At 44.9% G+C, this 24,099-nt stretch carries 16 protein-coding genes; 10 read left to right on the forward strand and 6 right to left on the reverse strand.

Annotated elements, in window-relative coordinates; genetic code table 11:
• Positions 1-3 precede the first annotated feature (3 nt).
• On the reverse strand, positions 4-4,722 hold the full coding sequence (gene gltB / locus CAL7507_RS14120) for a glutamate synthase large subunit (protein WP_015129150.1): 4,719 nt from the start codon (positions 4,720-4,722) through the stop codon (positions 4-6).
• A 772-nt stretch (positions 4,723-5,494) separates the two neighbouring features.
• Between gltB and CAL7507_RS14125 the strand changes: the two genes are divergently transcribed.
• From CAL7507_RS14125 to CAL7507_RS14165, 9 genes are all read left to right on the forward strand, one after another.
• Positions 5,495-7,453: a phosphodiester glycosidase family protein gene (locus tag CAL7507_RS14125; RefSeq protein ID WP_042341335.1), complete on the forward strand. Its 1,959-nt coding sequence runs from the start codon at positions 5,495-5,497 to the stop codon at positions 7,451-7,453.
• Between the two features lie 364 nt (positions 7,454-7,817).
• Complete coding sequence (locus tag CAL7507_RS14130; protein ID WP_015129152.1) at positions 7,818-8,246, forward strand: phosphomannose isomerase type II C-terminal cupin domain; 429 nt, start codon at positions 7,818-7,820, stop codon at positions 8,244-8,246.
• A 232-nt stretch (positions 8,247-8,478) separates the two neighbouring features.
• Positions 8,479-8,805 carry an iron-sulfur cluster assembly accessory protein gene (locus tag CAL7507_RS14135; RefSeq protein WP_015129153.1) on the forward strand — a complete coding sequence of 109 codons (327 nt, stop codon included), beginning with the start codon at positions 8,479-8,481 and terminating at the stop codon, positions 8,803-8,805.
• Positions 8,806-8,922: 117 nt separating this feature from the next.
• Positions 8,923-9,306 (forward strand): 30S ribosomal protein S12, encoded by a 384-nt coding sequence (rpsL, locus tag CAL7507_RS14140; protein ID WP_015129154.1) that lies wholly within the window; start codon positions 8,923-8,925, stop codon positions 9,304-9,306.
• A gap of 479 nt (positions 9,307-9,785) precedes the next feature.
• On the forward strand, positions 9,786-10,256 hold the full coding sequence (rpsG, locus tag CAL7507_RS14145) for a 30S ribosomal protein S7 (RefSeq protein WP_015129155.1): 471 nt from the start codon (positions 9,786-9,788) through the stop codon (positions 10,254-10,256).
• Between the two features lie 140 nt (positions 10,257-10,396).
• Positions 10,397-12,475 carry an elongation factor G gene (gene fusA / locus CAL7507_RS14150; protein ID WP_015129156.1) on the forward strand — a complete coding sequence of 693 codons (2,079 nt, stop codon included), beginning with the start codon at positions 10,397-10,399 and terminating at the stop codon, positions 12,473-12,475.
• A gap of 23 nt (positions 12,476-12,498) precedes the next feature.
• Positions 12,499-13,728, forward strand: a complete 1,230-nt coding sequence (tuf, locus tag CAL7507_RS14155; RefSeq protein ID WP_015129157.1) for an elongation factor Tu — start codon at positions 12,499-12,501, stop codon at positions 13,726-13,728.
• A 169-nt stretch (positions 13,729-13,897) separates the two neighbouring features.
• Positions 13,898-14,215, forward strand: coding sequence for a 30S ribosomal protein S10 (rpsJ, locus tag CAL7507_RS14160; protein WP_010998474.1), 318 nt, complete (start codon positions 13,898-13,900; stop codon positions 14,213-14,215).
• Positions 14,216-14,418: 203 nt separating this feature from the next.
• Positions 14,419-15,060 carry an LON peptidase substrate-binding domain-containing protein gene (locus CAL7507_RS14165; protein ID WP_015129158.1) on the forward strand — a complete coding sequence of 214 codons (642 nt, stop codon included), beginning with the start codon at positions 14,419-14,421 and terminating at the stop codon, positions 15,058-15,060.
• Here CAL7507_RS14165 and pheA read toward each other — a convergent pair.
• Positions 15,057-15,923 carry a prephenate dehydratase gene (gene pheA, locus CAL7507_RS14170; RefSeq protein ID WP_015129159.1) on the reverse strand — a complete coding sequence of 289 codons (867 nt, stop codon included), beginning with the start codon at positions 15,921-15,923 and terminating at the stop codon, positions 15,057-15,059. The genes CAL7507_RS14165 and pheA overlap by 4 nt on opposite strands.
• Positions 15,924-16,496: 573 nt before the next feature.
• Between pheA and CAL7507_RS14175 the strand changes: the two genes are divergently transcribed.
• Entirely contained in the window at positions 16,497-17,084 is a 588-nt protein-coding gene (locus CAL7507_RS14175) for a DUF1997 domain-containing protein (RefSeq protein WP_015129160.1), read from the forward strand.
• 18 nt (positions 17,085-17,102) lie between these two features.
• Here the strand turns inward: CAL7507_RS14175 and CAL7507_RS14180 are convergent, their stop codons facing one another.
• The 4 genes from CAL7507_RS14180 to CAL7507_RS14195 all read right to left on the reverse strand — a co-directional run bounded on the left by CAL7507_RS14180 (position 17,103) and on the right by CAL7507_RS14195 (position 23,725).
• Positions 17,103-17,765, reverse strand: a complete 663-nt coding sequence (locus CAL7507_RS14180; protein WP_015129161.1) for a ribonuclease HII — start codon at positions 17,763-17,765, stop codon at positions 17,103-17,105.
• A gap of 9 nt (positions 17,766-17,774) precedes the next feature.
• The gene (locus CAL7507_RS14185) at positions 17,775-19,847 is read right to left on the reverse strand and encodes an Rne/Rng family ribonuclease (protein WP_015129162.1); all 2,073 of its coding nucleotides are present in this window, start codon (positions 19,845-19,847) and stop codon (positions 17,775-17,777) included.
• Positions 19,848-20,407: 560 nt separating this feature from the next.
• On the reverse strand, positions 20,408-23,083 hold the full coding sequence (locus CAL7507_RS14190; RefSeq protein WP_015129163.1) for a TIGR03960 family B12-binding radical SAM protein: 2,676 nt from the start codon (positions 23,081-23,083) through the stop codon (positions 20,408-20,410).
• A 315-nt stretch (positions 23,084-23,398) separates the two neighbouring features.
• On the reverse strand, positions 23,399-23,725 hold the full coding sequence (locus CAL7507_RS14195) for an STAS domain-containing protein (RefSeq protein WP_015129164.1): 327 nt from the start codon (positions 23,723-23,725) through the stop codon (positions 23,399-23,401).
• Between the last annotated feature and the right edge of the window lie 374 nt (positions 23,726-24,099).

The raw sequence follows: 24,099 nt of genomic DNA on the forward strand, positions 1-24,099 counted from the left end.
TAACTAAACTGTACTCAGTTGTTTTTGTTCAGTATTGGCTTCTGGGCTATCAGCTTCGGAAGGTGGCACTAATTGCCAGAACTTAGGCAGAAATTCTGTCCAATTTTGCAGAATTAGCTTCGCTTTTAGTGAACCAGTGCGATCGCTAAATGCTCTAATTAATTCTTGCAATTGTTTCTCACCAGCTTCTGTGTTCACCCGCTGTATTTTGACAATTTCTCGGTTGACAAACTCTGGGAAGTTGCCGTCTTCATCGAGGAAGTACGCTAAACCACCAGTCATCCCAGCAGCGACGTTGCGTCCTGCTTTACCGAGAACGACAATCACACCACCAGTCATATACTCGCAGCAGTGATCCCCCGCACCTTCAATTACAGCCACAGCTTTGGAATTACGCACTGCAAAGCGTTCTCCGGCTAATCCATTGGCAAACAGCACTCCACCGGTAGCACCATAGAGGCAGGTATTGCCAACTATGACGTTTTGTGATGCGTCATAGGTAGCATCCGCTGGTGGTTTGATAATAATTTCACCACCATGCATCCCCTTACCTACATAGTCGTTGGCTTCGCCTTCCAATCTGAGAACTATCCCAGGAAGGTTAAAAGCACCAAAACTTTGTCCGACACTACCGTGGAAGTTGAGGTTAATTTGTCCTTCAAAACCGCTATCGCCATACTGAGAAGCGATCGCTCCGGCTAATCTCGCACCCACTGTCCTGTCGGTGTTTACCACCTTCAAAGTCTTGGTGACAGTAGATTGATTGCGAATCGCAGCTTGAATTTCTGGATCAGCAAGCAACTGATCGTCTACAACTGCGCCATTGCTATGCACCTCTTCATGCACCAACCAGCTACGGTTATTTTTGCTATCTGGTAGCTTGAGTAAACAGTTGAGATTCAGTGTTTGGGTTTTGGTGAGTTTTACCTCGTCGCGCAATGTCAACAAATCAGCGCGGCCAATCACTTCTGATAACGAACGGTAGCCGAGTCGTGCCAGAAGACTACGTACTTCTTCTGCCACAAAATAGAAGAAGTTGACTACATGTTCGGGCATTCCTGTAAACCGTTTCCGCAGTTCTTCTTTCTGCGTAGCAACACCCACAGGGCAGTTATTGGTGTGGCAAATCCGCGCCATAATGCAGCCTTCAGCGATCATGGCAATCGAGCCGAAGCCGAATTCTTCGCCACCCATCAACGCACCTATTACCACATCCCAGCCACTCTTGAGTCCGCCATCTACGCGCAAAATCACGCGATCGCGCAGACTATTTTCCATTAAGACGCGATGCACTTCGCTTAAGCCCAATTCCCACGGGGAACCAGCGTGTTTAATAGAACTTAAAGGTGAGGCTCCTGTACCGCCATCGTGTCCGGAAATTTGAATGATATCAGCGTTGGCTTTAGCTACACCAGCAGCGATCGTCCCAATGCCAATTTCTGCCACTAGCTTGACTGACACCTGAGCTCTGGGGTTAATTTGATGCAGGTCAAAAATCAGCTGGGCTAAGTCTTCAATGGAATAGATATCGTGGTGTGGCGGTGGTGAAATCAGAGTTACACCGGGCTTCGAGCGTCTCAACATGGCAATGTAAGGACTCACCTTTGGCCCCGGTAGCTGTCCACCTTCTCCTGGCTTGGCACCTTGGGCAATTTTGATTTCAATTTGTCTGGCGCTGGCTAAATACCCTGGTGTGACACCGAAGCGTCCCGATGCGACTTGCTTAATTGCACTAGAAGCTGTGTCACCATTCCGCAGTCCTTTGAGGTGCGGTAGGGTAGGCGAGTGACCAGATTCATCTACATCATTGAGAACTTTGTAACGTACCGGGTCTTCGCCACCTTCCCCAGAGTTAGATTTACCACCAATGCGGTTCATGGCGATCGCTAAAGTTTCATGTGCTTCTCGCGACAACGCACCTAAGGACATACCCCCAGTGCAGAAGCGTTGGACAATCTCATGGATTGATTCCACCTCTTCTAGAGGAATTGCTGGGCGATCGCTTTGGAAGTCTAGCAAGTCACGTAAGGCGGTAACTGGTCTAGTTTGTAGGTGCTGTTTATAAACTTCGTAGTGGTCATATTTTTTACCATCTACAGCCTTGTGCAACGCCTTTACTAGTTCGGGGCTATTCATGTGATACTCGCCGCTGCGACGATACTGCACAAAGCCCAAATTGTCTAATTTCTTGGTTGTCAGTTCTGGGAAAGCCTTGTGATGGAAGGATAGTACTTCTTGGGCTAGTTCGCTGACACTTAACCCACCGATGCGGGAGGTTGTACCCCGGAATCCCAGTTCTAATAAATCCCCACCAATACCAATAGCCTCAAAGATTTGAGCGGCTTGATAGCTGGAAAGCAGAGAGATTCCCATTTTTGAGAGAATCTTTAATAAACCAGATTCTACCGCTTTGCGATAATTGGCGATCGCCTGCTCTAGAGTAATGGCAGCAATTTGACCCCGCGTCATAAATTGTTGAGTCTTCGGGTCAGACCACCAATCACGCACAGTCTCTAAAGCCATATAAGGGCAAACAGCACCCGCACCATAGCCAATCAGACAAGCAAAGTGATGGGTACTCCAACACTGGGCTGTATTGACAATTAGGGATGCTTTCATTCGCAATCCCTCACGGATGAGGTGGTGGTGGACAGCACCCACTGCTAACAAGGGCGGAATGTATGTGTATTCAGCACTAATCCCCCCAGTCTCTGATGGGGCGATTTTATCGCTTAAGATCAAAATCTTCGCCCCCGCCCGCACCGATTCTGCCGCTTTAGCTTGTAAGGACTCTACCGCTGCTTTTAAGCCTGCTGGGCCTGTGGCAATTTCCAACAGCGTTGACAACTCAGCTGTCGCAAATCCCGACAGTTTAATCGCCTCTAATTCAACCTCAGTCAATACCGGCGAATCTAGCTTGATTCTCCTGGCATATTCTGGTTTAACTTCTAATAAATTACCCCGTTCGCCCAGTTCGACTTTCAAGGACATCACCAACTTTTCCCTTAAGGGGTCAATTGCTGGGTTCGTCACCTGAGCAAAACGCTGTTTGAAATAGTCATATAACAAGTGGGGTTTTTCTGACAGCACCGCTAGGGGGATATCATCTCCCATACAGAAAGTCGGCTCTGCACCTTGCAATGCCATTGGTTGAATAATCATTTCCACATCTTCTGTGGTGTAACCAAAAGCACTTTGATTTTGCAGCAAGGTCTGTCTATCAATCAGCTTTTGTCCTTGGTCATTTGCAAGTTGGACTTTGCCATTGCCATTCCCATTCACAGATGACGGATGACCGTTAACTAATTCTTTGAGTTCTTGGCGGTGCTGTCGCAACCATTCTCCATATGGGTGCTGCTTGGCGATGCGCTGCTTAATTTCCCAATTCTTCAGCACTTCATGGGTTTCTAAATCCACAGCAATCATTTGCCCAGGGCCAAGTCTGCCTTTTTCAATAATGTCAGCTTCTGGGAAGTTAACAACACCCGCCTCGGAAGCCACCACGATGTAATCATCCTTGGTAATCATATAACGAGCTGGTCTTAAGCCGTTGCGATCCAATGTTGCACCGACTTTTTGCCCATCGCTAAATACCAGCAGTGCAGGGCCATCCCAAGCTTCTTGCAAACCACTGTAATATTCGTAGAAATCTACAATTTCTGGATATTCGCGCAACGAAGGCTGATTTTGGTAAGCCTCTGGTACCAACATCATCAGGGCTTCTAAGGGGCTGCGTCCAGAACGCACCAATAACTCTAAGACATTATCTAAGGTAGCTGAGTCACTATTATCAATGTGAACTAGTGGCTTGAGTTCATTGATGCGAGTCTCCTCCGGAGAGGCTGCGCCAGCGCCCCATAATGGATGGCTTAAGATGGCTTCTCGTGCCATCATCCAGTTGATGTTACCCAATAGAGTATTGATTTCACCGTTATGACCCAATAGCCGCATTGGTTGAGCCAAAGGCCATTTGGGCATCGTGTTAGTACTAAAGCGGCGATGATAGACAGCAAAAGCACTCTTATAGGCGGGATTTTTTAAATCTTGATAAAACTCTCCCAATACAGCCGAACGCACCATACCTTTATAGACAATTGTGCGGCTTGACAAGGAGCAGACATAAAATTCTTCGGAAATATTCTTTGCAGCCTTCACAATGCGGCGACTAGTAATGTACAGTTGCCTTTCTAGTTCATCACCACTTTTGTGAGCAGCAGCCAGAAAAACTTGTTCTATTTGGGGCTGATTTTCTTTAGCTTGTATTCCTAGTAAATCAGACTGTACTGGGACTACTCGCCAGCCTAATACAGTCAATTTTTCCTCAGCAGCTATCTCCTCAATCACCGCACGAGATTTCTGGGCTGCTTGGGGATCTTGGGGCAAAAATATCATCCCCACAGCCACATTATCTGTAGATACAAATTCCCACCCTTCTGGAGCAGATTCTTGTTGGAACAACTCCCAAGGTATGGCTGTCAATATGCCTGCACCATCACCAGAATCTTGGTCTGCACTACAACCACCCCGGTGTTCTAAGCAGGTCAAAGCTGCTAAGGCTTTAACCACAACTTCGTGACTGCTATTATTTTGGCGCTGGGCAATAAAACCCACACCACAAGCATCTCGTTCCTCCACTAACCACTTTTGACCCTGGTAGGTATCTTTTGATTCAGCATCCGACAATATAATTTTTTGATCTTGATTCATCGGTTGATTATTCATACCCTGTTCCTGAGATTTTGAGTTGCGAATGTTGCTGCTAGTTGTGAGAAAAATTTTCTAAATTTAGCAAGGGAAAATTTAAGTATGGAATCATCGAAATTTAGGGAAAAAAAATTTTAACTTCGGTTTTACTTTTTGGTTCACCCGTGTTAAAATCGTCGCGTTATTTTTTTTGTTTATTCTGAGTTAGACAAATTTTTTTCGCTCTAATAGTCTTCTATTTAGATCGTGAAGTTAATTGCTGGCTTGCTGCTTTTTTTCTAGGTAGCAGGTTGTCAGTCAGGTAAAGCCAGTCTCGGCTTACCATTGACAGAACTCAATCTAAACACTTCATCGTTTTTAGTGCTGAAACTGTCCTGATTTAGCAACAAAATCAGCCTAGTACACTATGTCCCCATTTGACAATTCCTAAATATCTCTGTTGTTGTCTAAAATTTTGCTAATTACTCAGTTGCCACTTGTGTTACTACTAGCTAAACCTCACTTAAGTAGCAACATCAGCAAACATCGGTGAGGAAGTAATATTTTAACTCAGCTTTGCCAACCAAGAATAACAACATGGTTTGCCGTGGACTAGTGCCACTTCAAACGCTTAGTTACAGTGGTTTTTATAGGAAAATGCTTGTTTTTTCTACAAGAGATAGAAAGCCAATATATACATTATCACGTTTCCTTAAAACTTATATCATCATTTTTTAATATTTCCGCAGAATTTAGTTAAATTACACCTTGGGTGATAGCTTTCAAAAGTACTTAGCAAATAATGGTGAACATGGCTAATTGTTACCGACAAAAATACCACAGTGCGATCGCCTGGATGAATAATCACAGGTTTTTCTATGCTGCTATGTCGCCAATACTTTCAGTAGCACTGAACTTATCTACTACTAATGCTACCAATGCCCAACAAATTCCCACAGATACTACAGTAAAACCAACACTGACTCCACGGTCAGTTCTATCTTCCGGTAATCAAATTTCCCTCAATGGTCGCACATTGCCAGGAACTTGGTTACAACAGCCTGGAGCTACTGGTCAGGTGACAACTCATCTGAGTGATGGTGTATTCAGGCAAGTATTCGGGATAAATTTCTTAAACAGCAGCAATCCAGTCAGTCAACCAATCGAGTGGTTTTCTTCAGCCACAAAGCCACTTGTTTTGACTGCTAGGTTACTGGGAGCATATCGCTATCTAGATATTACTAGTTTTTCTCAAACAGCAGGGTGGCAGATCCAAGCTAATGGTAACACCTTAGTCATTGTCACTCCAGAAGCCAAGGTAAAAGACATTCTTCAGGGTAAACAACCTAGCGGTAATCGCATTGTTGTTGATTTAGATCGTCCAACTCCTTGGCAAGTCGCACAAGGGTTACCCATCACCAAAGCCATAGACCCCGACACACCAACCCCTAAACCCTCAACACCACCTAATAGGGAGTGGAAAATTACCTTAGATGGCATAGCTGATCCTGGCTTGATCCAACGTTATACTCCCGTACCACCACCGACACCCCTACCCAACCTGATCAAACAATTACCACCAGTAGCAGCCCCAGAACCACTGATCAAAAAAGTGGAAGTAGTTAAAAATCAAACAATTGTTAGTCTAAGTGTTCCTTTTGGGCAATCTCCCCGAATTACTACTGTAGCTAACCCCAATCGCCTCATCGTTGATATTCGACCCGATGCTTTGGTAGACAAAGATATTACCTGGGCGCCAGGATTGCGCTGGCGACAAAAAATTGTCAATTTAGGCACAGAACGTTTTCCGATTGTCTGGCTAGAAATTAACCCTAAAGCCTTTGGATTAACCCTAAAACCAATTTTAAGTAATCCTAATGCTTCAGTAGGGACTGCACCGCTGATGCAAACAGCACAACGGTATTTAGCAGTAGCAGCAATTAATGCTGGTTACTTTAACCGCAATAATCGCTTACCCTTAGGTGCGATTCGTCGAGATAATCAGTGGTTGTCAGGCCCGATACTTAATCGAGGGGCGATCGCTTGGAATGATTCAGGGCAATTTTACTTAGGTCGTCTCACCTTAGAAGAAACTCTGAATACCGCCAATAATCTCCGCTTGCCAATTCTCTTTCTCAATAGTGGCTACGTCCAAAGTGGCATTGCCCGCTATACTCCAGCATGGGGTTCAACCTATACACCCTTGACAGACAACGAAATCATCCTCATTGTTCAAAAAGACCAAATCACCAATCAGGTATCCGGTGGTAAAGCTGGTCAAATTAGTACCCCCATACCTCAAGATGGTTACTTATTAACTTTACGAGGTAATGCCAGCACCGCTGCGGCACAGTTACCCATTGGTACAGCCATCAGCATTACTAGTGTGACTGCTCCCAGAGACTTTAGCAGCTATCCCTATATTGTGGCGGCTGGACCCTTGTTAGTGAAAAATCGTCAAATCGTTCTCGATGCTAAAGCTGAAAAATTCAGTAATTCCTTTATTGCGGAAAAAGCAATTCGTAGCGGCATTTGCACAAATACCACAGGCAACATAGCGATCACTACAGTACATAACCGTGCTGGCGGACCCGGCCCCACCTTGGCAGAACACGCCCAACTGATGCAACTTCTGGGGTGCGTGGATGCTCTCAATTTGGACGGTGGTAGTTCTACTAGTCTTTACTTAGGAGGACAGCTACTTGACCGTTCTCCTAGTACTGCGGCTCGTGTCCACAATGGTATTGGTATTTTTATCCAGCAGAAGTAGGAGGATTGGGGATTGGGGATTGGGGATTGGGACTGGGTAAGAATCATCTCCCCCGTATCCGGAAAAGAATGTAGCAACAACGGAACCCAGCAATGATTGGGACTGGGTAAGAATCATCTCCCCCGTATCCCCCATATCCCCCAGTCCCTTCTTAAAGTTTGTAATAAGTCGCGTTTTTTTTGATGAAGACTTAGTGTTAACACCACGGTTCTAGCCAAGTTTTTTGACACCCTAAAAGCTGATCTTGCTATGTTTGGCAAAGTAACGATGAATTACTGGTTTTCACGGTTGCAACATTAGGTCAAATTTTTCCATCAATGGTTAAGAGTACAGACGGTTTGTCATGTCTTTAAATGAGGTAATTATGGCTCAATATCAAGAAAAAACACAAACTCACACCTTGCCCCTACCTCCTACCGTCACTCCTGGAGGCGTAGCTGCGACTGAGTTACGTCCTTGGGGTTCTTTCACAGTTTTGGAAGAAGGGCGCGGATACAAAATTAAGCGCATTGAAGTTAAGCCAGGACATCGTCTTAGCTTGCAAATGCACCACCACCGCAGTGAACACTGGATTGTCGTTTCTGGCACAGCTAGGGTAGTCTGCGGCGACAAGGAAGTGCTGTTGAGCAACAATCAATCAACCTATGTACCTCAATGTACAACTCATCGTCTAGAAAATCCTGGTGTGATTTCCTTAGTGTTGATTGAAGTGCAAAATGGAGAATATCTAGGAGAAGATGATATTATCCGCTATCAAGATGACTATGCTCGCACAGAAGGGAAAAGCCATTAGACTTACATCTTAGACCAGTTGCGATCACACATTTTTGTAGGGTGGGCAGTGCCCACCTTTGCTTGAATCCTTGATGTTTATGGTGGTGGCTAGACGCATCACTACGATTACTGAGGATATCGCAATATATTTCAGTTAAACCCTTTCTCAAGCTTTAAAGGTATTGTTATGAAGGGTAGGGTTTAATTCCCATCCATCACAGTCTCAGTTCAATTGCCAGTTTAAGAATTCCATGATTCATCTGAGTCCAGCCGCCACGTGTGAAATTGGGCGATTAAAAGCAAAGCGGCAACTAAACGTCTTCTTGCGACTGGAAATTAAGCCCGGTGGTTGTTCCGGGTGGATTTACGAAATGTCTTTCGATGAAACAGTAGCAGCCAGCGATCGCATTTTTAACTTGAATGGCATCCAATTAGTAGTCGATGCCAAAAGCTTAGATTATGCCGATGGTTTGTCAGTGGATTACTCAGAAGACTTGATGGGCGGAGGTTTTCGCTTCCAAAATCCTCAGGCGATCGCCACCTGTGGCTGCGGTAATTCTTTCTCCATGAGTCAGTAGTTAGTTGTTTTTTGCCAATCACAAATGACAATTACTAATTGACACAAAACCAAAAAAAAAGTTATAATTAGGATTTGTTAAAACTTAGACCCTAAGCAGCTTCACGCGCTGTAACTCATGCCAACAATACAGCAGCTCATACGTAATGAACGCGAAAAAGCGCGTCAGAAAACCAAGTCCCCAGCTCTGAAACAATGCCCTCAACGTCGGGGTGTTTGTACCAGAGTATACACGACCACACCTAAAAAGCCCAACTCAGCCCTACGCAAAGTAGCAAGAGTAAGATTGACTTCTGGATTTGAAGTGACAGCCTACATTCCAGGAATTGGTCACAATTTGCAAGAACACTCGGTAGTAATGATTCGTGGCGGTCGGGTGAAGGACTTACCAGGCGTGAGATACCACATCATCCGTGGCACCCTAGATACAGCCGGAGTTAAAGACCGGAAGCAAGGTCGCTCCAAGTATGGAACCAAGCGCCCGAAAGCAGCGAAGAAATAGGAAGTAGGCGATTAATTGTCATTAAATGCAATTAATCGTCTATGCCCAAGCAAAACGGCGATCGCCGCAAAACAACATTAGTTAAAGTTCTTGTGTCTGTTGTCTGTGTCCACAAATCAAGCCACGCCCTGCACTAAGCGAGCAGTGTAGGCTGTTTAGAGAAAAATCTCGTAAGCGACAGATGCATTTTAATCCGGAGATTAAAGTTTATAATGTTGTCGCCTCGTGTTTATAGTTGCGAGTAGCAAGTCAATTAAGTCAGCAACGGTGCAACTGTAGAGAAAAATTGAGTAAGTTTGAGTGGCGGTGAGACAGCGCTGTAAGAGGATAGCTACTACACTTTTGGGGACTCCCCAAGTTCAGCAAGTAGCCTTTTGCCTTCATAAGCGAATGCGAACCCAAAGGGCTGACACCGCTTTTAGCTTCCAGTGTCTGATAGCATATAATTTCGTTGCCAAATCCGAATCTAAGGTTGAAGTATGTCTCGTCGTGGTGTTATTCAAAAGCGCCCAGTTCCGTCTGACTCGGTGTATAACAGTCGTCTCGTGAGTATGATCATCAGACGGATCATGCGGCATGGCAAGAAATCACTTGCTGCACGCATTGTTTATGATGCGTTGAAAACTATTGAGGAACGCACTGGTAACGGTGCGTTGGAAACTTTTGAAAGAGCAGTGCGAAACGCCACTCCTTTAGTAGAAGTAAAAGCTCGGCGAGTCGGCGGAGCCACCTACCAAGTACCAATGGAAGTGCGCTCAGACCGAGGTACTACCCTAGCACTGCGTTGGTTAGTGCAATTTTCCAGGTCTAGACCAGGTCGTACAATGGCTAGTAAATTAGCAAATGAATTAATGGATGCTGCCAACGAAACCGGGAATGCGATTCGCAAACGTGAAGAAACACACCGGATGGCAGAAGCAAACAAAGCTTTTGCACACTATCGTTACTAAGCAAGGAAGCGATATATCGCCTACTTAAAATCGGTATATCGCGAATTTACAAAAACCAAGACGGTTTTCCGTAAAAGTATAGAATCTTAACAAAGAGTAATATACAAGATATCATGAGGCAAAAACTATAGGAGGCTACTGTGGCACGTACGATCCCGCTAGAGAGAGTACGCAATATCGGTATTGCGGCGCATATAGATGCGGGCAAAACAACGACAACAGAGAGAATATTGTTTTACTCTGGGATAATTCATAAAATTGGGGAGGTTCATGAAGGAACCGCCGTAACAGACTGGATGGAGCAGGAGCGGGAGCGGGGAATTACCATCACCGCCGCTGCTATTACTACCAGCTGGAAAGATCATCAAATTAACATTATCGATACTCCAGGTCACGTTGACTTCACGATTGAAGTTGAGCGTTCCATGCGCGTGTTAGATGGTGTAATCGCGGTATTTTGTTCTGTAGGTGGTGTACAACCCCAGTCAGAAACAGTGTGGCGGCAAGCAGACCGCTACAAAGTGCCACGGATTGCCTTTATCAACAAAATGGATCGCACAGGCGCGAACTTCTACAAAGTTCACGAGCAAATGCGCGATCGCCTGCGAGCCAATGCCATTGCCATTCAATTGCCAATTGGTAGCGAAACTGAATTCCTCGGTATTATCGACTTGGTACGGATGTGTGCATATATATACAACAACGACCAAGGAACTGATATTCAGGAAACTGAAATTCCAGCCGAATTGCTAGAACAGGCACAAGAATACCGCACCAAGCTGGTAGAAGCAGTGTCAGAAACCGATGACGCGCTGATGAATAAGTACTTCGAGGGTGAAGAACTTACAGAAGCGGAAATACGTGCTGCCTTGCGTAAAGGTACAACTGACGGAACAATTGTACCAGTGCTTTGCGGTTCGGCATTCAAAAACAAAGGCGTACAGTTGATGCTGGATGCAGTTGTAGATTACCTACCAGCACCAACTGAAGTACCACCAATTCAAGGCTTACTGCCAAATGGCGAAACCGTTGAGCGCCGAGCCGATGACAACGAACCGTTATCAGCTTTGGCATTCAAGATTATGGCTGACCCTTATGGTCGCCTGACCTTCGTTCGAGTTTATTCTGGCGTTCTGAAAAAGGGTAGTTATGTCCTCAACGCCAGCAAAGGCAAGAAAGAACGGATTTCCCGCTTAGTCTTGATGAAAGCTGATGATCGACAAGATGTCGATGAATTGCGGGCTGGTGACTTAGGAGCAGCATTGGGATTGAAAGACACCTTGACAGGTGACACTTTATGTGATGAAGGATCGCCAGTAATTCTGGAATCCCTATTCATTCCTGAACCTGTAATCTCGGTAGCGGTTGAACCCAAAACCAAGAATGACATGGATAAGCTCTCCAAGGCACTGCAATCTCTCTCAGAAGAAGATCCCACCTTCCGTGTGCGTGTCGATCCGGAAACTAACCAAACCGTGATTGCAGGGATGGGAGAACTACACCTGGAAATTCTGGTAGACCGGATGTTACGGGAATTTAAAGTGGAAGCGAACGTCGGTGCGCCGCAAGTAGCTTACCGCGAAACAATTCGCAAAGCCGTCAACAAAATTGAAGGTAAGTTCATCCGTCAAAGTGGTGGTAAGGGTCAATACGGACACGTTGTCATCAATTTGGAGCCAGGAGAATCAGGTAGTGGCTTTGAATTCGTTTCCAAAATTGTTGGTGGTACGATACCTAAAGAGTACATCGGCCCCGCAGAACAGGGAATGAAGGAATGTTGTGAATCTGGCATTTTAGCTGGATATCCACTCATTGATGTCAAAGCTACCTTGATAGATGGCTCCTTCCACGATGTAGACTCTTCGGAAATGGCTTTCAAAATTGCTGGCTCAATGGCATTGAAAGAAGCAGTATCGAAAGCTTCTCCCGTACTGTTAGAGCCTATGATGAAAGTTGAGGTGGAGGTTCCTGAAGACTTTATCGGGAATGTCATTGGCGACCTGATCGCCCGTCGTGGGCAGATTGAAAGCCAAAGCACTGAACAGGGACTCGCTAAGGTGACATCCAAAGTTCCACTGGCGACCATGTTTGGCTACGCCACAGATATCCGGTCTAAGACCCAAGGCCGGGGTATCTTCACAATGGAGTTCAGTCACTACGAAGAGGTGCCTCGCAGCGTAGCTGAAACTATCATTGCAAAAAGCAAAGGGAACGCTTAATTAGAATAAGGAAATGAGTATTCATGGCACGCGCAAAGTTTGAAAGGAATAAACCCCACATAAATATCGGTACTGTTGGCCACGTTGACCACGGTAAAACTACCTTAACGGCAGCTATTACCATGACCTTGGCAGCTATGGGTCAGGCTGTAGCTAAGGGCTATGATCAAATCGATAACGCGCCAGAAGAAAAGGCACGGGGTATTACTATTAATACCGCTCACGTTGAGTATGAAACCAAAGAACGGCACTATGCTCACGTAGACTGTCCTGGACACGCTGACTATGTGAAGAACATGATCACCGGCGCTGCTCAAATGGATGGCGGTATCCTTGTAGTTGCCGCTACCGACGGTCCTATGCCCCAAACCCGTGAACACATCCTACTGGCAAAACAGGTAGGCGTTCCCAGTCTGGTTGTCTTCTTGAATAAAGAAGACATGATGGACGATCCAGAACTTTTGGAACTAGTGGAACTAGAACTTCGGGAATTGCTTTCTAGCTATGATTTCCCTGGCGATGACATTCCTATTATCAAAGGCTCTGGTCTGCAAGCTCTCGAAGCCATGACCAAGAACCCCAAAACCCAACGTGGTGAGAATCCTTGGGTAGACAAAATCTACGAATTGATGGACGCTGTAGATTCCTTCATTCCCACCCCTGAGCGGGATGTGGATAAGCCCTTCCTGATGGCGGTGGAAGACGTGTTCTCCATCACAGGCCGTGGTACAGTCGCCACCGGTCGGATTGAGCGGGGTGTAGTCAAAGTCGGTGATAACGTTGAACTAGTAGGTATTCGAGATACCCGCGCCACTACTGTCACCGGGATCGAGATGTTCAAGAAGAGTCTTGATCAAGGTATGGCTGGGGATAACGCTGGTGTACTGCTGCGTGGTATCCAAAAAGCTGATATTGAACGCGGTATGGTAATCGCCAAGCCTGGTTCAATTAAACCTCACAATGAATTTGAAGGTGAAGTTTACGTTCTCACCGAAAAAGAAGGTGGCCGTAAAACCCCATTTTTCGCTGGCTATCGTCCCCAGTTCTATGTGCGGACAACTGATGTAACCGGCACTATCAAAGCTTTTACCTCTGATGAAGGTGAAGCGGTAGAAATGGTGATGCCAGGCGATCGCATCAAAGTAACAGTAGAATTGATCAACGCGATCGCTATTGAACAAGGAATGCGCTTTGCTATTCGTGAAGGTGGACGCACAATCGGCGCTGGCGTCGTTTCTAAAATCATCAAGTAGCACCTTTTTACTGTAATAACAAAGGAGCAGAGATGGTGGTAAGATACCTTTCTGCTCCTTTCTCTTCCCTCAACCAATTTTAAATTTTGGATTTTGGATTTTGGATTGCATCTAAAATCTAAAATCTAAAATCTAAAATCTAAAATCTCTAGAACCTGGAAAATTAAAGATGGCAACTCTACAGCAGCAAAAAATTAGAATTCGCTTACAGGCTTTTGATCGTCGCTTGCTGGATACATCTTGCGAGAAGATTGTAGACACAGCTAACCGCACTAACGCTACAGCTATTGGGCCGATTCCTCTACCAACAAAGCGGAAAATCTACTGCGTGCTGCGATCGCCCCACGTAGATAAAGATTCACGAGAACACTTTGAAACCCGCACCCATCGCCGCATTATTGACATTTATCAGCCTTCCTCCAAAACTATTGATGCCCTAATGAAACTGGATTTACCATCTGGTGTAGATATTGAAGTCAAACTTTAATTAATCATTGGTCATTGGTCATTAGTCAATAAACACAGGACAAATGACAACTGACTAATGACATCAGTATGAATATTTACCTGGCTCTGAAGAAATGTATCTCAGAGCTTTTTATTAGCTGTGAAACAAGTGATAGAATGTAGACAAAGTACGGGAAAAAAATTACAAATAAATTTTAAAATTAAATTTATACCAAGGTAACAATGGCATCCTCCTCTAAAATAGCAGTTCGCGAACTACCTCTATTCCCGTTACCTGAAGTAGTTCTATTTCCTAGCAGACCATTACCCCTGCATGTTTTTGAATTTCGCTACCGAATCATGATGAACACGATTTTAGAGAGCGATCGCCGGTTCGGGGTGTTGATGGTCGATCCAGCCAGAAACACAATTGCTAATATTGGTTGCTGTGCGGAAATTGTTCATTATCAGCGACTGCCAGATGACCGTATAAAGATGTTGACTTTGGGGCAGCAAAGGTTTCGCGTTTTGGAATATATTCGGGAAAAACCCTATCGCGTCGGACTGGTTGAGTGGATTGAAGACCAAACGCCAACAAAAGATTTACGACCTTTAGCTTCCGAAGTAGAACAACTGCTAAGAGATGTTGTGCGTCTCTCGGCTAAGTTAACCGAACAAAACATTGAACTGCCAGAAGATTTACCCGATTTGCCAACAGAGTTATCCCATTGGGTGGCGAGCAACCTTTATGGCGTGGCAGCAGAACAGCAAGCATTACTAGAAATGCGAGACACTGCTGCTCGTCTAGAACGAGAATCAGAAATTTTGACTTCTACTCGTAATCACTTGGCAGCGCGCACTGTTCTTAAAGATACCTTTAATTAGCTGATCGACAAGACACTATAACTGCCAAAGATTTTGACAATTTCTGTATGTGTGGTTAATTCTGCCAAGGCGGATTGTGTTTTTACGTCAGTAGTATCTGCTTCTATATCAATAAAAAAGAGGTAGTCCCCAAGCGATCGCTTAGTTGGACGTGATTCAATCCGACTAAGGTTAATTCCTAGTTGGGCAAATATTTGCAATGTTTTTACTAGTGATCCAGGTGCATTAGCAGGCAAACTGAAAGCTAGTGAGGTGTGACTAGCACTTGTTGAAGATATCTGGTGTGCAACTGCTGTTTTACCGTGACTCACCACCCAAAAGCGGGTACAGTTTTCTGGATAATCATTAATGCCACTGGCTAGTATGGGTAAGTTATAGAGTTGAGCAGCTCTGCTAGATGAGATCGTGGCGATCGTCAAATCATGCTCCAGTTTCTCTAGTGCCTCGGTGGTGGAATTGCTGGGAATTAGCTGTACAGTCGGCAGAAACTGCCCTAACCATCCTTGACATTGTGCCAAAGCTTGGGGATGAGAATAAACAGTTTTAATCTCATCTAAACTAGTGGCACAGGAAATTAACATATGAGCGATCGGCATTACCAACGCCAACTGGATTTGCAGACTGTCCAATTGCCACAGGGCATCCATTGTCATGGTGACACTGCCTTCAATGGAATTTTCTACTGGTACAACAGCTAACTGAACATCATCTTGGGCAACTGCTTGGAGTGACTGGGCAATGCTGGGATAAGGAGATAATATCCCTTCAATTCCTGTACTTTGACGCAGCCAGTTGACATAAAAAATAGTTGCTTGTTCTGCGTAAGTGCCAGGTGGTCCTAAATGTGCGATTGCTAAGGTCATACTCTCAGCCTTTAGTTGCAAGTTTAATTTGGAAGTAGGGGTGAGTTATGGTTTTTTAACTTGGGCAAACTACACACACCTAATGCAAACTCCTATTACACACTATATATTTATACGACTTACGCAGTACACAAATAGAGTGAAATAGAAATCAACGAAACCCCATCGTGAATAAAAGTTTAAAAAACAGATTTAAAGACATTTTTTGCTCACCTGCTCGCAAAATTGTATAAATTGTTTACAACTATCCGAATTCATGTTTTCTTATTTATGTCAATGCGTAATTTTTAGCAAATTTCTCTAATAAAAAATAATTACTAACGAAATTATCAAGTTTATTGCTAATAAGCAATCATTATCTTTATAATTATGGAAGTTTCAGTAAATTTCCTCCAGTAGAAATTACTAGGGAATTCCGAGTGAAGAACCGTAGGGGCATACCGCCTATGAACCCTCATGGTATGGTTGTTTGCCCTCCAATTGGTAAAATTATTTCTAGAAATCACGTAAGTACAATCAATCTAAATTGTTAAAAAATATTAAAATTAAATAACACATATTTTTAATTCGCTCATGGCTACCCGGTTTACTGCCTCTCAATCGGTTGAAATCGCTGTTCCAGAGCAGCCTATCCCCATTCAGCACTACTTGCGTCAGCCCCAACGACTAGTACATGCTTTGGTTGACACCAGCCGGATAAAGCCCCTTTCTGAGGAAGTATTTCGCTTGAAAATGCGTCCTCTGACTTTCATGTCACTGAGTATTCAACCCACCGTAGACATGAGAGTATGGGCAGAGTCAAATGGCCTGATTCATTTGCAATCAGTCGGTTGTGAAATATTAGGCTTTGAGTATATCAACCAGCGCTTTGCTTTAAATTTAAAAGGGCATTTGTCTCCCTACCAGTCGAGTACTGGCACTCGCCTGCAAGGAAGAGCCGATTTAGAAGTACAAGTGGATCTACCACCGCCTTTTGTCTTCACTCCCAAGCCAATTTTAGAAGCCACTGGCAATGGCTTGCTCAAGAGCGTTTTGTTGTCGGTGAAGCAACGATTACTACATCAACTTTTAGCGGATTATCGGCGCTGGGTGATATCACAAACGAAGGAAAAAGCACTTAGTGATGATACTACGGAATTGCCAATCCTCAATCTAGAGTAATTTTTTACTCGCCATAACTCAGGGCTGATTTTGACAAGGTCGAAATGACTTGCGATGCAGAGGAGAGGGTCCATATTTTTGCAGGGCGAGCAAGTGCTTTTGGCTACCATAACCCTTGTTACGATCCAGTCCATACATAGGGTACTTAGAAGCCAAGCGCAGCACCAGATCGTCACGCCAAACCTTAGCCACAATGCTAGCAGCAGCAATGGTGAGCGATCGCTCATCCCCTTTAACTATTGTTTGTTGTGGCAAGAGTAAGTCCTTAACCGACTGATTACCGTCAATCAAACAGATTGTGGGCTGTACCTTCAGCTTCAGCACAGCCCGCTTCATCGCTAACAATGTCGCCTGCAAAATATTTATTTGGTCAATTTCTGCAGTAGAAGCGAATCCTATTTTCCAATCTATTGCTAGAGTACAAATTTGCTGCGCTAACTTGGTTCTCCGAGAGCTAGAGAGCTTTTTACTGTCCTTGATTTTAGCTGCCATCAGTTCTGGCCAAGCATGATTTGGTAGGATCACTGCTGCTGCAACCACAGGGCCAAATAAAGCACCTCGCCCCACTTCATCCACACCTGCCATACCAGAAGTGTCTGATAAAACCGATAATTCCAGCCAACTCGGCTCACTTAAAGGTACAGTTGACCAACTAGCAACAGTCTGCATTGCCTCTGCCATATCAAACAGTTAAGTTTCGTCCGAAGTACCATCTGCCGCAGAGGAACGACGGCGACGGCGACGGCTAGCGGCAGAGGCGCTATTGGCTTCATTCTCATCCGCAACTGGCACAAACTCTGGTGGTTCAATCACTGGTTCGGGTAAAGGTTTCGGCTCTATCTCAACTTTCGGTACAGGTGTCTTGACGGCGATAACTTCGCTACTGGTTTTTTCGGCAGCAGTTGTGTTTGCGGTTGGTTCTGTTGATGTAGCTGGAACCTGCCCAGGCTGAACAATATTAATAATCACAGATTTGGGATTTTTCACTTCTCCATCCAACTTCACTAAAGGAGAGACTCCCATCAAAGCGAATATATCCTGTTCTGACAGCGTCATTTCCACAGTCCTAATCTCAGGCGGTTCTACCACTGGTTTGACTGGTTCTACCTTGGTGATTTTAGTCCGATCTACTCTTTCAGTCCAACTAGGTTTGCCAAGACTGGGTGCAGGTATCTCTGGTGTTGCTACTAATTCGTTTTCAGCATCAAGGTCTAAATCTGGTTCGTTGACAAAAGCTAGAGGATTAGGAACAACCCTTGGTTCATCTTTGCCATTCCCCCCATTTATGCCAATGCGACTACGACGGGTGCGGGTACGGCGCTTGTTGTCGCCAAGTTCTTGATAGCTCGGATGATTGATCAGATTTAAGGCGCTCAATTCAGAATCGGGGTCGAATGGTTCTCCAAATGGATCATAGGTTTCCCGTGGTTCTGTGATGCGGGTAGCGGCTGGCAGGCGCGGTTCTTTATGAGGTAGGGAGATAAAACGGTCTGGTATTTCTGTGGGAGTTGGCAATCGGCTATCATTTTCTCCAGGCAGACGTACGGTGTGTCCTAAACCGCCACAGGTGGGGCAAGTTTCGCCAAACAATTCGTAAATGTTTTGACCTTGACGCTTGCGGGTGAGTTCTACTAAACCCAGTTCAGTTAGTTGGGCAATTTGTGGGCGAGCTTTGTCTGCTTTGAGAGCTTTGTTAAAGTGTTCTAAGACTTGCAGTTGGTCTCTTCGTGATTCCATATCGATGAAATCAACGACAATTACCCCGGCAATGTTCCGCAGACGCAGTTGGCGAGCAATTTCTGTAGCAGCTTCACAGTTTGTCCACAGTACTGTTTCTCTGGCTGTTGCCGATCGCGTAAATGAACCAGAGTTGACATCAATTACGGTTAATGCTTCTGTAGGTTCAATGATGATGTATCCACCAGAAGGTAAGTCTACCCTTGGTTTTAGGGCTTCACGAACTGCTGCATTGATCCGGAAATATTCTAAAATTGGTGAGCGATCGCGGTGATGATCAATCAACAATCCCTGCGGTGTTTGACCCCCACTCCAATTCTGCAAATATTGCTTGACTCGCTTCAACCCAGTACTAGAATCAACGACAATGCGATTCACATCCGCACCATACATATCTCGCAATACGCGCTGGATAAAGTCATCGTCTCGGTTGAGCAATGCCGGCGCACGTGTAGATTGTGCTTCCTGTTGGATTGCCTCCCATTGCTTTTGCAATACTTCTAAATCTTCGATGATTGCTTCTTCCGGCTTACCTTCTGCTTCGGTACGCACTAGCAAACCCATACCCGCTGGTTTGATTAAAATCGCCAATGCCCGTAAACGGTTACGTTCACTTTCACTTTTAATCCGTCGGGACAAATTTACGCCTCTGCCATAGGGCATCAGCACCACATAGCGTCCAGGTAAAGTGATGTTGCCTGTGAGCCTTGGTCCCTTTGTCCCCGTTGGCTCTTTCATCACCTGCACCAAAACTTTTTGTTGTGGTGCTAATAGTTCTGTAATCGCTGCGGCTGTGCGCTTCAGCTTCAATGGTCCCAAGTCAGTCACATGGATAAAGCCATTGCGCTCTGGGTCGCCAATATTAACAAAAGCCGCATCTATCCCCGGTAAGACATTTTCTACTACTCCTAGGTAAATATCACCGATTTGGTGATGACCTGTAGCTACAACGAGTTCTTGTATTTGATCTTCAGAAAACACTGCAGCGATTTGATGCTGCTCGGCGATAATAATTTGTTTTGGCATTCAATTCCCTCAAAAATTGGCAGCACCAACGGGGATTAGGAGCTTTGTTATGCCTATCGCCCCTACTGAACCGCTAATAGGCGCTGCTGGTATAAAAATTGCGAATCTAGGCTCGAACTTAAAGAGCTATTGACGCTCTTAAGAGCGTTTACACGGTTGATTATTCCGGAAAGGCTGCATATTGTTTAAGCAATTAAATCAACCATTCGTGGTCGATTTTTGATGCTATGCCCTCACCATCTAGGGATTAGGCATTCAGCATTTGTTTAAAAAGCATAGAGTTAGAGAAGCCGATGGAGGCTGCTGTTAGTTACTGATTCACAGTCTTAGCTATAGAAAGAGTGGTTCTTTAATCTGCTTGTTGTTTGTTCGGGATAAAATCCTAGAACTTACACTCTTATATCTTTGCTTTCGCCCCCTGAGTACCAGGGTAGTGAACCAGTTCATTCAATGCAGCGCCAGAAAATTTCTCTTCATCCCATTCTAACGCAACCTTGCTAAAAATCAATTCCCATGATGTGTCTCATCAGGACAACTACTAGCAAGTTGCCCTGTAGGGATTATATCCCCAACACTAGCCGATTGCGATGGATGTGCAGGAGTTGGAATTCTGCACTAGCCACTGTGTTTAGCATAAACAGGATTTGTTCAGGACGCAATAGGACGCCGTCATGGCGAGAGCTACCAAGATAACGCAGCACTCCCTTAGACTCGGCTTGACTGTTATTGGTGGTGACTAATTCCAGATCGAATAAGCGATCGCGCAGATTTACTAACTTTTGCTTGCCTGACTTGGTTGTTTGCTCCCACCATATCTCGTCTCTAGCCTTAATTCCGTCAATCCAGTCTTGCCATTGTGCAGGTGTAGTTTCCCCAATTACTGCCACGGTAATTAGATACTCAGCTGCCTCCATCACTTGGTTTGCTGCCGGATCTTTTAAATTTAGTGACACCACATCATATATAGGTATGTCTGTGGGCAACTCCCGCAGCAGATGTTCTCGGAAAGTATCTACATCCACAGTTTGAGTTAACTCGAAATCGACAATTTCACCACTACTAGTGGCTCCCAAAGCCAAGGCACTAGCAACAACGATCCGGGGACTTGGATGAAACCCACCAGTGAAAGCAATTGGTAAGCTGGCTCGCCGCATCACTCTATCAAACAGGCGCATCAAATCCAAGTGGCTCACTAAAGCCATATTGCCTTGTTTGCCAAACCAGACGCGTAGCCTTTGGACTTTAGCGGTGTTGGGTACAAAATCACCAGCGAATTCCGGGATAGCAGGTGGCTCAATCACGACATTATGACCAAAGTCTGTGCCGCAGACACCACAATGAGAACAACCTTCAAAGGAGCAATCTGGGACTGTAGCGGCTTCTAGGGCACGTTGCAAGTCTTCCTTGAGCCAGTTTTTATCGATTCCGGTATCGATGTGGTCCCAAGGCAGCGGATTGTCCAAGGAAAGGGGGTGAGTTTCCTCTTGTTCTATTGTCTGCTTGTCATCTTTCAAGAATAGATTCCACTCGCCGTTTTCGACTAGGCGGTATTTCCACATCTTGCCAGCTTCGGCGATCGCCGACCCCCAAGCGGCAAACGCCTGTTCCACATTGTCAAACCAAGAATCCATCCCTGCACCTAATTCCCAGGCGCGACGCACTACTTTCCCCAAAGTGCGATCGCCTCTGCCAATAAAGTCTTCCATCGCCGAAATCCGGACATCGGTAAAATTTACCTTCACTCCTTTAATCCAGCGGAATTCCTGCCTTAGTAGCCTTTGCTTGCGCCGAAACTCAGCGGTAGAAACTGAGTGCCATTGAAACGGCGTATGGGGCTTAGGCGTAAAGTTAGAAATTGTCAAGTTAAAGTTGAGTGGTTTTCTGCCCTTGCCTCGACACTCACGCTGTAGCCAGCTTACCGTCTCAACGATGCCCACAACATCAGCATCTGTTTCACCCGGTAAACCGATCATAAAGTACAACTTGATTTTATCCCAGCCTTTTTCCCAGGCTGTTTTCACTCCTCGCAGCAATTCTTCGTTAGTCAAACCTTTATTGACTATGTCCCGCATCCGCTGGGTACCTGCTTCTGGGGCAAAAGTTAATCCCCCTTGCCGCATACCGCCCAGGATGTTAGCAATATTTTCGTCAAATCTGTCTACCCGTTGGCTAGGGAGAGTCAAAGAAATATTTTCGTTTTTTAAGCGATTTTTTATTTCCATCCCCACTGCAGGTAGGGATAAATAATCAGAACAACTCAGGGATAGCAAGGAAAACTCATTGTAACCCGTTGCCCGCATTCCCTGTTCAATAGCTTCCACAACCTTTTCTGGCTCTACATCCCGTGCTGGACGGGTGAGCATTCCTGGTTGACAGAAGCGACAACCGCGAGTGCAGCCACGGCGAATTTCAATTGTCAGGCGATCGTGTACAGTCTCCACATAGGGAACTAGCCCAATTGAATAGGCGGGTATGGGGGTAGCCACTCGCCTGAGGATGCGTTTTGGCACATCTGGGCAGTTGGGATGAACTGAGCCATCCTCTGCCATATCGTAAAACTGGGGGACATATACTCCTGGTATCTGTGCCAAGTCTATCAACAGTTGTTTGCGGCTTAATCCTGCTTGTTTACCTTCTTCTAACACCAAACCAATTTCTGGCAATAATTCCTCGCCATCGCCTAGGGCAATGAAATCAAAGAAGTCGGCATAGGGTTCTGGATTAGATGTCGCCGTCTGCCCGCCTGCAAAAATTAGGGGGTAAGAAGGAGATGAGGAGGATTTTGCTACCTCATCTCCCTTCACTCCCTCATCTTCCTCTACTTCCTGCTGTCGTTCTTGCCATGTTAAAGGAATTCCCGCCAAATCCAGCATTTCTAAAATGTTGGTGGCTCCCAATTCATAACTGAGGCTAAAGCCTAAAATGTCGAATTCTGTTAGCGATCGCTTTGACTCTACCGCAAACAAAGGTGTATTGGTGGCACGTAGTTTGTCCGCCAAGTCTGTTCCCGGTAGGTAAGCGCGATCGCATAACTGTCGCGGCTGGGCATTCAAAATATTATAGAGAATGATATGCCCTAGATTTGAAGCTCCGACTTCATACACCTCTGGGTAAGTTAACACCCAGCGTATTGCTGCCGTACCCCAAGGTTTATTTACTGCTAAAAGCTCGTTACCTAGGTAACGCGCTGGCTTTAAAATATCCGGTGTGATTAATTTTTCAACTGCAACAACCACTGTGCTATCTTCTAGCTACCTTAATTACAGCTACTCACCTCCAACATTAGCATTGATTAGGTCTTTCAACAGAGTTGTTTATTGCAACTTAAAAATCTTTTACGTGAATGTCTTTACCACTGGCGCCATACAGGAATAAGCTGACACGTATTATGCTGTGTAAACTTGGAAGTTTGGGAAAATCCCTGAAACTCTTCCTATACCTGCCACAGACCCAAATCCAGAGAGGAGGTTTAGCTCTTGTTTTCCCCTCTGTCAACATATTAAAATTAAATACGTATCAGCTTCATTGCTCTCCCAAATTCATGAGCGTAGTCATGCTGTGGCTGTGGCTTCGCTTTCTAATATCTCAAACACTTCATCAAGCTGTGTAAGTTCAAAAATAATTCTGAGTGCGGGAGACACCGAACAAAGCCTGAGACTCCTTCCTAACTTCCCAGCTAGCTTGAGTGTAGACACTAAGGCCATCAAGGCTGCACTGTCTAAAGATTCTACTGCGGCTAAATCCACTTGCAAGATAGAAGTATCATCTTGTGCTAACGCCGTAGTCAAATCTCGTTCAAATTCTAAAGCGTTAGCGGCATTCAGACAACCGTGGGGACGAATAACTGTAATTTTGGGAGATTTGAGTGCGAGTTGCATAATGAAATTCCAATTTAAAGGTATTGAACTATAAAGCTTATGATGTATTTGAACATAAACTGTTTCTCATAGCATCGACCATTCGTATTAGGTCTCTTTGCTGAATCTTTATTACTTTAATACCTCTGTTTAAAGATTGTCATAAATGCACTCTAAAATGTATTCTTATATACTTTTTTTTATCCTCAGTTAAAAAACAATCAACATAAGCAGTCGAAGAGCAGATTAACTATACCGTAGTTATGCTGAGAAAGCCTGCTTAGACTATGGCTCAAGCTAATTTAGACTAAAGTCAGATGTAGGGTAAATACCCTAGATTCTCTCTCAGTAGATAGCAAATGCTAGGTATAATAGCCAACTATCTGCTTGATTTT

It is taken from the genome of Calothrix sp. PCC 7507, from assembly GCF_000316575.1.
Classification (GTDB): Bacteria; Cyanobacteriota; Cyanobacteriia; order Cyanobacteriales; family Nostocaceae; genus Fortiea.

Bases quoted from the DNA above. Each gene is read 5' to 3' on its own strand.
- CAL7507_RS14125 (WP_042341335.1), top strand. From the start codon at position 5,495: ATGGCTAATTGTTACCGACAAAAATACCACAGTGCGATCGCCTGGATG.
- rpsG (WP_015129155.1), top strand. From the start codon at position 9,786: ATGTCTCGTCGTGGTGTTATTCAAAAGCGCCCAGTTCCGTCTGACTCG.
- rpsL (WP_015129154.1), top strand. From the start codon at position 8,923: ATGCCAACAATACAGCAGCTCATACGTAATGAACGCGAAAAAGCGCGT.
- CAL7507_RS14175 (WP_015129160.1), top strand. From the start codon at position 16,497: ATGGCTACCCGGTTTACTGCCTCTCAATCGGTTGAAATCGCTGTTCCA.
- pheA (WP_015129159.1), bottom strand. From the start codon at position 15,923: ATGACCTTAGCAATCGCACATTTAGGACCACCTGGCACTTACGCAGAA.
- rpsJ (WP_010998474.1), top strand. From the start codon at position 13,898: ATGGCAACTCTACAGCAGCAAAAAATTAGAATTCGCTTACAGGCTTTT.
- CAL7507_RS14195 (WP_015129164.1), bottom strand. From the start codon at position 23,725: ATGCAACTCGCACTCAAATCTCCCAAAATTACAGTTATTCGTCCCCAC.
- CAL7507_RS14130 (WP_015129152.1), top strand. From the start codon at position 7,818: ATGGCTCAATATCAAGAAAAAACACAAACTCACACCTTGCCCCTACCT.
- CAL7507_RS14180 (WP_015129161.1), bottom strand. From the start codon at position 17,765: ATGGCAGAGGCAATGCAGACTGTTGCTAGTTGGTCAACTGTACCTTTA.
- CAL7507_RS14165 (WP_015129158.1), top strand. From the start codon at position 14,419: ATGGCATCCTCCTCTAAAATAGCAGTTCGCGAACTACCTCTATTCCCG.
- CAL7507_RS14185 (WP_015129162.1), bottom strand. From the start codon at position 19,847: ATGCCAAAACAAATTATTATCGCCGAGCAGCATCAAATCGCTGCAGTG.
- tuf (WP_015129157.1), top strand. From the start codon at position 12,499: ATGGCACGCGCAAAGTTTGAAAGGAATAAACCCCACATAAATATCGGT.
- gltB (WP_015129150.1), bottom strand. From the start codon at position 4,722: ATGAATAATCAACCGATGAATCAAGATCAAAAAATTATATTGTCGGAT.
- CAL7507_RS14135 (WP_015129153.1), top strand. From the start codon at position 8,479: ATGATTCATCTGAGTCCAGCCGCCACGTGTGAAATTGGGCGATTAAAA.